Origin of the sequence: Pseudoalteromonas sp. SR43-3 (genome assembly GCF_014163875.1) — a bacterium.
In the GTDB taxonomy this organism is placed as follows: domain Bacteria; phylum Pseudomonadota; class Gammaproteobacteria; order Enterobacterales; family Alteromonadaceae; genus Pseudoalteromonas; species Pseudoalteromonas distincta.
This window is the reverse complement of the sequence record NZ_JACJEC010000002.1, coordinates 130,033-142,682: the sequence shown is the minus strand read 5'-3', so window position 1 is coordinate 142,682 and position 12,650 is coordinate 130,033. Positions and strand designations below refer to the sequence as shown.

Below are 12,650 nucleotides of genomic sequence, written 5' to 3'. Positions count from 1 at the left end.
CTCTTTGTATAATAGATCTTTAAGTGGTTCATTGACCAAGAAATTAAATAACTAGAAGCGTTTAGCTCTAAGAAGGTTAAATACGGTCTTTAAGCTTAAAATGAGAGGTGGTATTTTCAAATAAAACTAGCTCTAATCTTTAAATCTAGACTCCGAGTTTATTTATCCGTTGTAGACGCTGAGCTTGCTCGCGTGAGAAGCGCCAGCTTCTAATGGCTATATCTAATCACTATATCTAAGCCCACTTAACCCCTTTCTAAAGCTGCTCTTTATTATTACCTATGTTATTTTAAACGCCTTGTTTAAAAGGATATTGCAGTATGTTTAAAACCCTATTTATTACGTTGTTTTTTATTTTTAGCGCCATTTTTATTGCAAGTGTGCAAGCCAACGAAGCTAATAACTCACTTGTAGTAGGTGCGCAGCAATATGCTAAATATTTACCGCAGTTAAAAAATAAACGTGTAGGGCTAGTCGTTAATCAAACATCAAGCGTAGGGGAAACTCACTTAGTAGATACTCTACTGACTAAAAACATAAACATAACTAAAATTTTTGCACCTGAGCATGGCTTTCGTGGCGATCACGATGCGGGCGCCCATGTGAAAAATGCTGTTGATGGTAAAACTGGTATTCCGCTTATTTCTATTTACGGTAAAAATAAAAAACCAAGCCAAGCTGCTTTAGCCGATGTTGATGTCATTATTTTTGACATTCAAGATGTGGGAGTGCGTTTTTATACCTACATAAGCTCTATGCACTACATGATGGAAGCCGCTGCAGAGCAGGGGATAGAATTTTTAGTACTCGATAGGCCCAATCCAAATATTGCCTACGTTGATGGGCCAATATTAGAGTCAGAATTTAAATCGTTTGTAGGCATGCACCCAATTCCTGTTTTACACGGCATGACCGTTGGCGAACTTGCCAAAATGATCAAGGGCGAGGGTTGGATCAATAAAGCGGCCGATTTAAAATTAACGGTGATCCCTGTTGATCATTACACTCGCAAAAGTACTTACAGCTTGCCTGTAAAACCCAGCCCTAACTTACCTAACGATCAAGCCATTGCGCTTTACCCATCACTTTGCTTTTTTGAAGCAACGCCTATTAGCATTGGTAGAGGCACCGACTTTGCATTTCAAGTAATTGGCTATTCGCCAGTAGCATTAGGTGATTTTAATTTTACACCGCGCGCAATTAAAGGCGCTGCTTTAAACCCTAAATTTAAAAACCAAACCGTGCAAGGGCTCGATTTAAGACAAGCAAATATCACAGGTTTAAATTTAACTTACTTAATAAATGCGTACACGAAGCTTACTAAAAATAACATCTCGCTTTTTGAGCGCGCTGACTTTATGGATAAGCTAGCGGGTACTAATAAATTGCGCTTAGCTATTGAAGCAGGGCAATCAGAAGCGCAAATAAAACAAAGCTGGCAGGCGGGGCTTGCGCAATTTAAAGCGCAAAGAGCGCCTTACTTGTTATATAAATAAGGGCTAAGCATGTTTATTGCTGTAAAATATCAAAGGTGTGGTTATATCAAACAAGCATTTATAGCGGCATTGAGCTTTATTATTGTGGGTTGTAGTACACCACCGGAGCCTATTAGCTCGGTGCTACCACTTACAAAAAGCCAACTTGTAGAGCTGCCTAATGCACAAGTGGTTGTAACGTTTCCTGAGGTAAATCCAAGTAGCCGGTTTTATGTAAATAACCGAGGAACGTTTAAAGCTTACAAAGGGCGCGGGCAATTATTAATACAAAACCATAACGCACAAAGCGCCGATATTTACATTAATAATCAAAAGCTCGACGTTAACCAACTAAGCGCCAACACCTTATACAATTACAGCTTGGCAAAAAATACTCACAACGGTGTTAATACCTTTAAAGTTGAAAATATTCTCCCTGCTGGCGCAAGTTTAACGCTGCGTTTTGCATTTCCTACTTTAAGCGATGAACCAAAAAAGCATATAGATTTTACTGAAGTAGACACATTAATTGAACGCGATGTTAAAGCAGGTTTTCCTGGGGCTGTGCTGGCCGTTGTTAAAAATGGCGAGCTAATAAAATTAACCGCCTATGGCGATGCAAAGCAATACCAGCAAAGTGATTTAATGCTACTACGCCCAGAGCCCATGCAAACTAATACTTTGTTTGATCTTGCCTCAAACACCAAAATATTTGCCACAAACTTTGCACTTATGAAATTAGTAAGTGAAGGGCTGTTAAATATTAATAAACCCGTGCAAAGCTACCTAAGCGAATATAAAGGCGAAGGGCGAGCAAAGCGCACAGTAAAAGACTTACTCACACACAGCGCTGGATACCCGCCAGTATTTGACTTTCATCGTAAAGATGGCAGCTACGGCGACGCGTTTTATTCGCAAAACAGTAAAACCACCAAACAGCTATTACTTACCAGCGTGCCTTTTAGTAGTAAATCATCTGGGCAGCATGTTTACTCAGATATTGATTACATGATTTTAGGCGTACTCATTGAGCGCATAACTGGGCAGCCCCTTGACGAATACCTAGAGCAGCAAGTGTACGCGCCATTAAAATTAACTAACACGTTATTTAATCCACTTAAAAAAGGCTTTAAGCCGCAGCAATTTGCAGCCACTGAGCTTAGCGGCAACACACGAGATGGGCGCATTAAGTTTGATAATGTTCGTACCACTGTTTTACAAGGCCAAGTGCATGATGAGCGCGCTTACTATTCTCTTGATGGCGTAGCAGGGCATGCAGGATTATTTAGTAATGCTCACGACTTAGCCGTGCTTTGCCAGCTATTACTAAATAATGGTGGCTACGGCGACCAACAATTATTTAGTGCAAGCGCCTTAGCGCAATTTTTAACGCCGCAATCAAGCGATGAAACCTACGGGCTTGGCTTTAGGCTTGCTGGTAACAACCAAGCAAGGCGCTGGCACTTTGGCCCTTATGCAAGCGCGCAGGCTTATGGGCACACAGGTTGGACGGGGACAGTGACCGTAGTTGACCCCGCTTACGATTTAGCTATTGTTTTACTTACCAATGCTCGCCATAGTGCAATTAAAGGCTCGCTAAAACGTTACGAATTTACAGGTAAACAATTTGAAACCGCGCAGTACGGATCGGTAGTGTCGCTTATTTATGAAGCGCTACTAAATCAATAAGCTATCGTATAGGTTAAAACGTACTAACAGCATTACTCTAAGTGATTTATTTACAGGTGACTTGAGTAAGGCAATCCATTAAGCTAAGCGGTTTACAAATCTAAGCCAGTTTATGCTGCTAGGCTTAACAAATAAGCGATAAAACGCGTACAAAGCGAGAGTGGCTCGCTAATAATTAAGGTTAACTTTTTATGCATTGGTATTCTATTTTACCGCCGCTAATTGCGATTGCTATCGTGTTTTGGCGAAAAGAAGTGATTATGGCGCTACTTGTTGCTGTTGCTTCTTCTGAGTTTTTACTTGCTTTTCAGGGCGAAGGTAATAGCTTGTTTGACACTTTTTTAAATACCATAGAACGTATTATTTCGGTTGCCAGCTCGCCAGGTAATACACGCATATTAATATTTAGTATTTTAATTGGTGCACTGCTTGCCTACATTCGCGAATCTGGCGGCGTTGCAGCAACTGTTAATATGTTAATGAACAAAGGTATTGCAAAAAGTAAGCGCCAAGTGGGCTTTTTAACCATGTTTACCGGCATTGCGGTGTTTATAGAATCTAACTTGAGCGTACTTACCTCAGGGATTTTATCGCGTGGCTTATTCGACAAATTTAAAATGAGCCGAGCGCGTCTAGCGTACATTATTGATAGCACCAGTGCGCCAGTGTGTATTTTAATACTGCTTAATGGCTGGGGTGCGTTTGTACTTGGTTTGTTAGGTAACTACGAGCTAGGTGAGTCGGCTGTATCGGTGTTGTGGGGCAGCGTAGGGTATAACTTTTACGCCATAATTACCCTTGCCATTGTTTTTTATACCATCGCGTTTGATAAAGTGCATGGCCCAATGAAAGAAGCCGAAGAAAAACTAGAGCTTCAAACAACTGACTTAAAAGAAGAAGTAAAAGGCTCTAAAGCGCGTTACATGTTAATCCCGCTTATTACGCTTATTACCAGCATGGTTGGCTTTATGTATTACACCGGTAATGGTGTGTTGGCAGAGGGCAGCGGCTCTAAATCAGTATTATATGCAACGGTTTTAGCCATTGTTGTCGCTTACTTTTTAATGATTGGCTCACGTAAATTTACGCATCATCAATTAGTTGATACCGGTTTTAAAGGTATGGGCGAATTAATGCCATTAGTCGCCATTGTACTGCTTTCGCTTACACTTGGCGCAAGCTTAAAAGAGTTGGGTACTGGTGTATTTGTAGCATCGCTTGTTGGCGACTACCTACCTATTTACTTAATAGTACCGGTGCTGTTTTTAACCGGCGCAGTTATGTCGTTTACTACGGGTACATCGTGGGGCACGTTTGCCATATTAATCCCAATTGGCGTGCCACTTATTCAAGCGCTAGGTTTACCGCCATCGCTTGTGGTAGGTGCTATTTTAGGTGGTGGTATATTTGGCGATCACTGCTCGCCTATATCCGACACCAGCGCTGTATCGGCTATTGCATCTGGATGTGACTTACTCACCCACGTTAAAACGCAGCTACCATATGCCTTATTTGGTGGCGGCCTTACGTTTATAGCGTACTTAATAACAAGCATTATTGTTTTATAAAATACGATTGCTTAAATAGTCAAAAGCCTGCTTATTGCAGGCTTTTTTGTTTTTAAATTAAGACCGAGGCTAGTAATACCAAGCTTAACGACGCTCTAGCTATTAAATAAACAATTTAAATATTGACTTAAGTACCCGTATTTATATTTTTTAGGTTATTGTATAGCATGAGCTTTAAGCTTTTTGGTAGCTATAAATTCTTACTTTTTAACTCATATAAGGCTGTAAACCCACACTATGTTTGTAATTGATAATATCATTCTCGTTAGTGCCATTTTAATTTTACTTGGAGTGATCTCGAGCAAGTTATCTGCACGCGTTGGCTTACCGGTGCTGGTGCTATTTTTACTTGTAGGTATGCTCGCAGGTGAAGATGGTATTGCAGGTATTTCATTCGACAACGCAGAGGCCGCACATGCTCTGGGTACTCTAGCGCTTGCTATTATTCTATTTGATGGTGGCTTACAAACGCCCACCAGTTCAATTAAACAAGTGTGGAAACCCGCGTCTGCTTTAGCAACCATCGGGGTGTTATTTACCGCTGTAATTACAGGCCTTGTGGCCACTTATATTTTAGACCTACCCATATTACAAGGTGTATTACTGGGCGCCATTGTTGGCTCTACAGATGCCGCAGCCGTGTTTGCACTTTTACGAAGTGCGGGTATTCACTTAAACAAAAAGCTTAAATCGACCCTTGAAATAGAAAGTGCATCGAACGATCCAATGGCTATTTTTCTAACGGTTGGATTGCTCGAAATGCTCGTTAACGACATGCCAATAGGGCTGGATTTACTACAGTTATTTGCTCAACAGATGGGTGTTGGCGCTATTTGTGGTCTTTTAATTGGTAAGGTATCGGTTTGGTTTATTAATCGAATTAAACTAAATGCATCGGGTTTGTATTTAGTGATGGTAACCGCATTTGGGCTGCTTTCTTTTGGCCTTTCTGCAACGCTCGGCGGCAGTGGATTTTTAGCTGTATTTATAACGGGTGTTATTTTAGGTAACAGCAAATTTGTATATAAACGCGGTATTTTTCTGTTTCATGACGGCTTAGCATGGCTTGGGCAAATAACCATGTTTGTTGTTTTAGGCCTCCTTATTAATCCGTCGTCATTGGTTGATGTATGGTTAGAAGGACTGCTTATTGCACTGGCACTCATTTTTGTTGCTCGCCCATTAGCGGTAGCGCCTATTTTAAAACTGTTTGGCTTTAATAATCGCGAAACCCTGTTTGTATCTTGGGTTGGCCTTAGGGGCTCAGTACCCATTATTTTAGCTATATTCCCATTACTATTTGGCCTTTCAGGGGCTGAGCTTATTTTTAATGTCGTTTTTTTCGTGGTATTAATTTCAGCCACGTTACAGGGCTCAACAATGCCGTGGATGGCTAAAAAACTAAATTTAGTAGAGCCGCCACCTGATTTGGCTGCTGCAACACTCGAAATCACAGCGTTAAACGATATTGATATAGAAATTGTAGAATACACCTTAAGTGACGTTTCTCGGGTTTCTGGGCGCAGCTTGTCACATGCTGCACTTCCTGAAAGTGTAGTTGTTGCTATGATTACACGGGGTCCGTCAATCATACCGCCACGAGGCTCAACTAAGTTAAAAGCAAATGACCATTTATTTGTTGTTTTAAAACCAGATAACAGACCTTTTGTTGATTTAGTTTTTACAGCAACCGATAAAACAAACCATCAAGATAGCCACTTAGCGCACAACGAACTTAAAGTGAAAGGGGTAACGTTGGTAGGCGATATATTTTACTCTTACCACATGCACATAGACGCCCCAGAAGAGATAAGCTTGGAAGAAGTGATCAACCAAAAGCTTTCAGGAGAAGTCAGTAAAGGCGATATTGTTGTTATTGGTAATGTGCAAATGCGCGTTATAACAATGGTACATACACGCATAGTGACCATTGGCTTAAAGTACTTAAATAATCCAGAAAAGCGACTTTTGAAGAAGTAATCATTAACAGAGGTTTATTAAGTGGTGACAGCACTTTTATAGCTAAGTAGGTTGGGTTGGGTGACACGAAACCCAACGGTCCACCAATACAATGAGCACCCCAAAGCTAGTTGTATGTGGTGTTTATTGTAGGCGCTTAGCTTGCTGGCGCGTCGGGCGGTAGCTTTATTTTTTTGCTTATTTTATTTCAAGAATTATTGTTTTGTACGTATGATTTTTAAATGCTCAAAGGCCTGCTTAATCGCAGGCCTTTTGTTTGGAAGTGAATGATTTAATATGCTATTTAACTGTTAAACGGGTAATCAACGTTTGTAAAAGGCCATTCGTTTTTAACCCATGTTTTAACGTTTGTTTTAAGCTCATCAAAAAGCGGTGTAGAAAGGTGCTCTTTAGCAACCCAGCTAAATACAGTGGCATCAAATTCACTATCAACCGTACCTGTAATATAAATACAGCCAATCACCTTCGTTTTATCGTTATTCATTACATGAAAAGTAAAAGATTCTTTATTATTAAATGCGATTAAGTCACTTTCCAATGATTGCGTGTTTTCTTGCAAAGTAAAGTCATCAGCAGGCCATGTGGTGCCTAAGCTAATTTGAATAAACTCGCGAGCAGACATAAGCGCTTTGTAATCAAGTTTTGTGTACTTAGGGTTTACCTTAACTAAGGTGAAATTTTCAAAGTGCTTTTCAATCGGTACTACAAATTCGTTATTTACTAAAGTCTCAGCCTGCACAAATGAGCAGCAAAATGTATAAATAGCAAAAACGAATATAAGTAGTTTTGTCATATTTCTTCCTTAAATTTAAACTAATAGCTCTATGAAAATTAAGTTAAATTATAGCTTTATAGGGCTGAGCCTTAAAGAACTAATATTGTGTATTTCTAAATGTGCTGAGAGTTGCTTTCAAGTTTTTAGTACATTAATTCTGGTGAACTATAATACTAAGTGTCATAGTTGGTGGTGTGATATTTATGGGTATATTTAAATCAAAATGGTTTAACAAGTGGGCTGCAAAAGAGGGCTTACCTGACAAGGTGTTAATTGATGCTGTTAGAGATTTAGAAAACGGACTTAACGATGGGGACTTAGGTGCTCATGTTTATAAAAAGCGAGCACCAGCGAAAGACAGGGTAAACGAGGTGGCTATAGAACCATAGTTGCTTTTAAAGTTGCGGATAAAGCATTTTTTATGTTTGGCTTTTCTAAAAACCAACGAGACAATATCGATAAAAAAGAATTAAAGGCACTAAAGTTAATGGCGAAAGAGTTACTAAGTTATTCACAGCAGCAACTCAAAATAGCTATTAATGAAGGCGAGCTAATAGAGGTAAAAAATCATGAGTAATAGTATTTTAGGCGTAATGCATGATACAGCTAAAGGGCTAAATGATGCCGGTGTTATGGATAGACAAACTATGCGGAGGTTTGATGCAATGTGTCTGCCTGAAGTCGAGCAATATGATGCCGCGCATATTAAAGCAATTCGTGAGCACGCTCATGTTAGCCAAGCGGTATTCGCCGCTTATTTAAATACCAGTGCTTCAACAGTTAGAGCTTGGGAGCAAGGTGGCAAGTCCCCAAAAGGTGCTTCCTTAAAGCTGTTAAATTTGGTCGCCAATAAAGGCTTAGATATACTTGTTTATTAATCTAAGCGGCCGGTAGCTAAGGTTGAGTGATACGAAATCCAATTCCACGATATTGCTCTAAAGCCTTATCCTATCTCCTTAGTTTAATCAGTAGTTTTACTAATTTCTCATATTGTAACCATATTTCAGGGTTCTCTTTGTGAGCTCGACGATAGAAAATATATGCTTCGTACCTATGGTAACTATTAATTATCTCCTGACCTGATAGTGAGTTTAATGCTTTTATTTCATATGCCTTTAAATCCACTCCTGTAGCTAGCTGCTCATATTTATTCAGGATATGGTGAAGAGTTTCTTTAGTATCGGATAAATTTACGACTTCCCTGACCTCATTAGCATGGAGCTTACCTGGGTATTTATTATTAAACTTAACAAGATACGGGATAACTTCTTGATGAAACTTCCCCCAATACTCTAAGGTTGATTTGATTCTCTCTTTTCTTGAGTTAACTATATAAATATAAATACCAAAAAGAAATGAGCATCCAGTAAACAGTACAGCGACTACTTTACTTATTTCTATTATGTAATTTAATTCCATTTCGATTACTCCGTGTAATTAGTTTAATCTTAGCTAAAATTTAGGTTAGACTAAAATATATCTAAGCCCCACACTGCCTAACCCCAGCACCCGCATGTTTAAGCGCAATAATTTGCCCTTTGCCGTTATGCGCCATAGCGAGCATATCACCGGTATTTATATTACTTTCGACCGCGTGTTTACCTTTTAAATCACTTAACAGTGAATGCTTAATTTGCACGAGCACCTCGTCATTACAGCTGGCTATGTACCAGTCGTTATCTACCTTCACTAGAGTGCCGTATTCTATGTGGCGTTGTTGGTGGCGGCGTAAATCGTTAGCTAATTGACTATCGAGGGCGTGTTTTTTCTCGTTTATGGAGCTTGCGTAGCTACCAGCTTGGTTTATTTCGTGTGTTTTAATAATTGAATAGTCGTGAATGTCTATAGTGTTAAATACGCTGTTAAGCACGGTTTTTGGCGCGTGGTTAATGCTATCGTTATTATCAAACACAATAAAAGAAAATACACCCAGTGCGCAGGCAAGGCTGGTTAGCTGCAGCGTAAAGCCGAACTTTTTAGGCTTTGTGTGCGTGGCCTTTTTAAGTAGCGCTTTTTGCTGAGTGCTTGTAAGTGTAGTGCGCGCTTTTCGCTCTTTGTAATGTTGTGTGAGCTTTTGATCAAGCGGCTCATCAGGCTTGTTCATTGTTTGCTCCTAATAAACGTTTAAGGTTTTGCTTGGCATAGCGCAGCCTTGTTTTAATGGTCTCGAGGCTGCTTTGCGTTATAAGTTCTATGTCGGTGAGCGAAAAGCCTTCTTGTTGTAATGTTATGGCTTCACGCTGTACAAAGCTGAGTTGTTTTAGGGCGGCGTCGAACGCTTCGTAACTTATGTTTGAGCTTCCTATATGCGAGTCTTTGCTAGTTAAGTCACCACTATTTAAGTTGTTTTCGCTTTTATCATTTTGTGCTGCTAAATGCGTGTTTTCGTCAAGCTCTACAAAGTGCTGTTGCCTGCGGTATTCGTCAATGAGTGTGTTGCGGGCAAGTTTAAACAACCATGCTTTTGGTGTGGTTTGGGCTTGGTAAAGGTGGCGTTTTTCGATTACTTTTAGCCATGTTTGTTGGCTTACGTCGTATGCTAAATGCGTATTAGATTGTGTAACAAGGTAGTGGTATAAGTCGTTACTGTAGAGGGCAATAAGCTGCTCTAAATAACGATTGTCGCCACTTTTTGCGTAACTTGCCATGCAGTCCTTGCTTGGCGTTTCAAATAACCATGACTTAATACTTAGTAGCATAGGCTCATCGCTTTTATTGTTGTAATTTGAAGTCGAGTTGTACGGTTTGACCTGTTTGTAATTGTGCCACACCTTCAATTACTTTGGGGCGATATTTCCAGCGTTTAATAGCTCTTATTGCTTCGCGGTCAAAGGTGCGTTTTGGCTCGGCGTTAATAACTACTGGGTCGATTACTTCACCGGTGGGCGAAATACTAAAGCTTAGTTGTACCCAACCTTCAATACCATCGCGCGCGGCTGTAGTTGGGTATTTAGGGTTTATGCGCACTATGGGTGTTGCATCCCCTGTTGGGCGATTAATGGTATTGTTAATGTCGCCACCAAAATCGTCAATTGTAACTGGCGTAAGGTCGCTAATTGCCAACACAGGATCGGCTGATGTATCAAGCGGTGGAGCTTTTTGCGGCACTTTAGGCATTGGCGGTGGCGGCTGTATTTTTTGTATATGCCTTAGCTTTGAATCCTCAGGCGCCTGAAAAATCTCTACTATAATATCGTCTCCTGGTTTAACCGGTGCGCGTTGCTCGCCACTTATTAAATATTGCATAAACGCAAAAGCTGCAAAGGTCATTGCGGCGCCGCCGATAACGGCAGTCGATGTTTTAATAAATACTGGGTTGTTGGGTATTTCAAGTGTGTGCATAAGCCGCTCCAAATTTTATTGACCACTACTATTAGGGTGTTTTCAAAGCTATAACGGGTGGCAAATCAAAAAGGGGTGAAATAATTTTATAAAAAATGTGGGGTTTAGTTACAATAGCCATTCGCATTCTTTTACTTATTAACTTTTTAGGCTGTTATGCAACTCATTGAAATAAATAAAGCGCGTTACCGTAAACATTTAAACCGTGTTATTGCAGGATGCGGTATTGGTTTGGCTGTAGGCAGCTTGGCTATATCGCAAACGCTGATTGCTTTATTTCCTGATGAAAGTGGTAGCCACTTTCATTGGAACTTAATAGGCGTTGCTATTACAAGCGTTGGGCTTGCGTGGTTACTTAATAAATACCGTACACATAGCTTTATGACTGAAGTTGTTTATGTGTGGGAGCTTAAAAAAGCACTTAATAAAATAACCCGTAAAATGGCTAAGTTAAAAGCCGCTGGCCGTGAAGGTAATGCCGATGCGTTATTGGCGATTCATTATAGCTACGCGGGCTCTCGGTTATTGTGGCAACTAGACGATAACCTAATCACCATGGACGATTTAGCCATTAAACAAGCTGAGCTTGAATCTGTTGCAGCGCAACATAACGTAACGCTTAACGTTGAAGATTACGATGAAAGCATTTTAAAACAGTTTTAAAGCTTAGATTTTTAAATTAGTTAGAGGAGCCTCAATGAAGAAAGTACTCATAGTGTGTTTAGGTAATATTTGCCGCTCGCCAACCGCAGAGGCGGTATTAAAAGCCCGTGCTAAAAAACTAGGTGTTAACGTTAAAGTAGATTCGGCAGGGACTATTGGTTACCACGAAGGTAAAACGCCTGATAGTCGCTCAATGGCAGCAGGGGAGAAGCGCGGTTACAGCTTTAAAGGTATTTATTCACGTAAAGTGCGTACAAGCGACTTTACTGAGTTTGATTTAATTTTAGCGGCCGATACGCAAAATTTAGCTGATTTAACAGCGCAATGCCCTGAGCATTTACGCTATAAGCTGGCGCTATTTTTAGAATATGGCGAGCAAGCCCAAAGCGCTATTCCCGATCCCTATTACGGCGGCGATGATAGCTTTGAAAATGTGCTCGATTTAATAGAAGCGGCTAGCGATAAAATACTCGCTAAAATTTAATCCCTATTTTATTACTAAAGCTAAATTTAACGAGCTTTTAGTCGTATTGCATGGTGTCCCTAAAGTAAGTACATTTTATACTTACTCAAAGGGAACTTTATGAAAATAAAAATATTACTACTCACTTTATCTATCGCTTCTTGTTCTACTTTTGCTAAGGATGTTAGTTTTTCGATTGGGGGTGGCTATCCTTACTTAGTTATTCCTGAGGTATCTTTATCGGCTAACGACGATACACAGCGCTGGTATGCAAATTATAAACTAGGCCTTGATGATGGTTTTTCAGCCGGTTTTGAACAAGCAGTTAGCGATAATAAAAAACATGCTTTTGGCGTACTTGTGGGCGCTATTGGTGCAAGAGATACAGACCAAGAGTGTGAAAGTTCAACTAATGATGTAGCAACTGACTTTGCTAATACGCTAGGTTGTGTAATTGGCGGTATTTTTGATGAAGAAACAACAAATGGTATAGGGCTTACGTACAACTACAACTTTAATGGATTGAACAGCGCTGGTTTTAGATTAGAGCTAGATGTGGGCTACGGTAAAGCAAGCGATAGCAATGAAAAAAGAGCCGATGGCGGAATTAGCGTAAGTTATGAATTTTAACTACGTAGAATTTGTATTAGTTGGTATTAAAAAAGACGCTTAAAGCGCCTTTTTTAATGAGCCGC

Annotated in this window: 13 protein-coding genes and 1 pseudogene; 9 read left to right on the top strand and 5 right to left on the bottom strand. The window is 40.1% G+C overall.

What is annotated here, in order from left to right:
* Window positions 1-320 precede the first annotated feature (320 nt).
* The 4 genes from H5088_RS02975 to H5088_RS02960 all read left to right on the top strand — a co-directional run bounded on the left by H5088_RS02975 (window position 321) and on the right by H5088_RS02960 (window position 6,712).
* Window positions 321-1,496: an exo-beta-N-acetylmuramidase NamZ domain-containing protein gene (locus H5088_RS02975; protein WP_182752175.1), complete on the top strand. Its 1,176-nt coding sequence runs from the start codon at window positions 321-323 to the stop codon at window positions 1,494-1,496.
* 9 nt (window positions 1,497-1,505) lie between these two features.
* Window positions 1,506-3,164, top strand: a complete 1,659-nt coding sequence (pbp4b, locus tag H5088_RS02970) for a penicillin binding protein PBP4B (protein WP_182752174.1) — start codon at window positions 1,506-1,508, stop codon at window positions 3,162-3,164.
* A 191-nt stretch (window positions 3,165-3,355) separates the two neighbouring features.
* Window positions 3,356-4,732 carry a Na+/H+ antiporter NhaC family protein gene (locus H5088_RS02965; protein ID WP_154903628.1) on the top strand — a complete coding sequence of 459 codons (1,377 nt, stop codon included), beginning with the start codon at window positions 3,356-3,358 and terminating at the stop codon, window positions 4,730-4,732.
* A gap of 237 nt (window positions 4,733-4,969) precedes the next feature.
* Window positions 4,970-6,712 (top strand): potassium/proton antiporter, encoded by a 1,743-nt coding sequence (locus H5088_RS02960; protein WP_182752173.1) that lies wholly within the window; start codon window positions 4,970-4,972, stop codon window positions 6,710-6,712.
* A 283-nt stretch (window positions 6,713-6,995) separates the two neighbouring features.
* Here H5088_RS02960 and H5088_RS02955 read toward each other — a convergent pair whose 3' ends face one another.
* Complete coding sequence (locus H5088_RS02955) at window positions 6,996-7,505, bottom strand: hypothetical protein (RefSeq protein WP_182694113.1); 510 nt, start codon at window positions 7,503-7,505, stop codon at window positions 6,996-6,998.
* Window positions 7,506-7,690: 185 nt separating this feature from the next.
* Here H5088_RS02955 and H5088_RS20475 point away from each other — a divergent pair.
* Window positions 7,691-8,064 (top strand): annotated as a pseudogene (locus H5088_RS20475) (type II toxin-antitoxin system RelE/ParE family toxin).
* A complete protein-coding gene (locus H5088_RS02945) occupies window positions 8,057-8,365 on the top strand; it encodes a DNA-binding transcriptional regulator (protein WP_182752172.1) in 309 nt (102 codons plus the stop codon). Before H5088_RS20475 ends, H5088_RS02945 begins: the two are co-directional and overlap by 8 nt.
* Before the next feature lie 70 nt (window positions 8,366-8,435).
* On the opposite strand, the gene H5088_RS02940 is transcribed toward H5088_RS02945, so the two are convergent.
* From H5088_RS02940 to H5088_RS02925, 4 genes are all read right to left on the bottom strand, one after another.
* A complete protein-coding gene (locus H5088_RS02940) occupies window positions 8,436-8,906 on the bottom strand; it encodes a DUF4760 domain-containing protein (protein WP_182724689.1) in 471 nt (156 codons plus the stop codon).
* Between the two features lie 61 nt (window positions 8,907-8,967).
* Window positions 8,968-9,591 (bottom strand): hypothetical protein, encoded by a 624-nt coding sequence (locus tag H5088_RS02935; protein ID WP_182752171.1) that lies wholly within the window; start codon window positions 9,589-9,591, stop codon window positions 8,968-8,970.
* Window positions 9,578-10,186: a sigma-70 family RNA polymerase sigma factor gene (locus H5088_RS02930; RefSeq protein ID WP_154903632.1), complete on the bottom strand. Its 609-nt coding sequence runs from the start codon at window positions 10,184-10,186 to the stop codon at window positions 9,578-9,580. The genes H5088_RS02935 and H5088_RS02930 overlap by 14 nt, the downstream gene beginning before the upstream one ends.
* A gap of 13 nt (window positions 10,187-10,199) precedes the next feature.
* Window positions 10,200-10,829: an energy transducer TonB gene (locus tag H5088_RS02925; RefSeq protein ID WP_182752170.1), complete on the bottom strand. Its 630-nt coding sequence runs from the start codon at window positions 10,827-10,829 to the stop codon at window positions 10,200-10,202.
* A 156-nt stretch (window positions 10,830-10,985) separates the two neighbouring features.
* Between H5088_RS02925 and H5088_RS02920 the strand changes: the two genes are divergently transcribed.
* From H5088_RS02920 to H5088_RS02910, 3 genes are all read left to right on the top strand, one after another.
* Window positions 10,986-11,492, top strand: coding sequence for a DUF3087 domain-containing protein (locus tag H5088_RS02920; RefSeq protein ID WP_024606258.1), 507 nt, complete (start codon window positions 10,986-10,988; stop codon window positions 11,490-11,492).
* 34 nt (window positions 11,493-11,526) lie between these two features.
* A complete protein-coding gene (locus H5088_RS02915) occupies window positions 11,527-11,976 on the top strand; it encodes a low molecular weight protein-tyrosine-phosphatase (RefSeq protein WP_182752169.1) in 450 nt (149 codons plus the stop codon).
* Window positions 11,977-12,075: 99 nt separating this feature from the next.
* A complete protein-coding gene (locus H5088_RS02910) occupies window positions 12,076-12,585 on the top strand; it encodes a hypothetical protein (protein WP_182752168.1) in 510 nt (169 codons plus the stop codon).
* The last annotated feature ends 65 nt before the right edge of the window (window positions 12,586-12,650 follow it).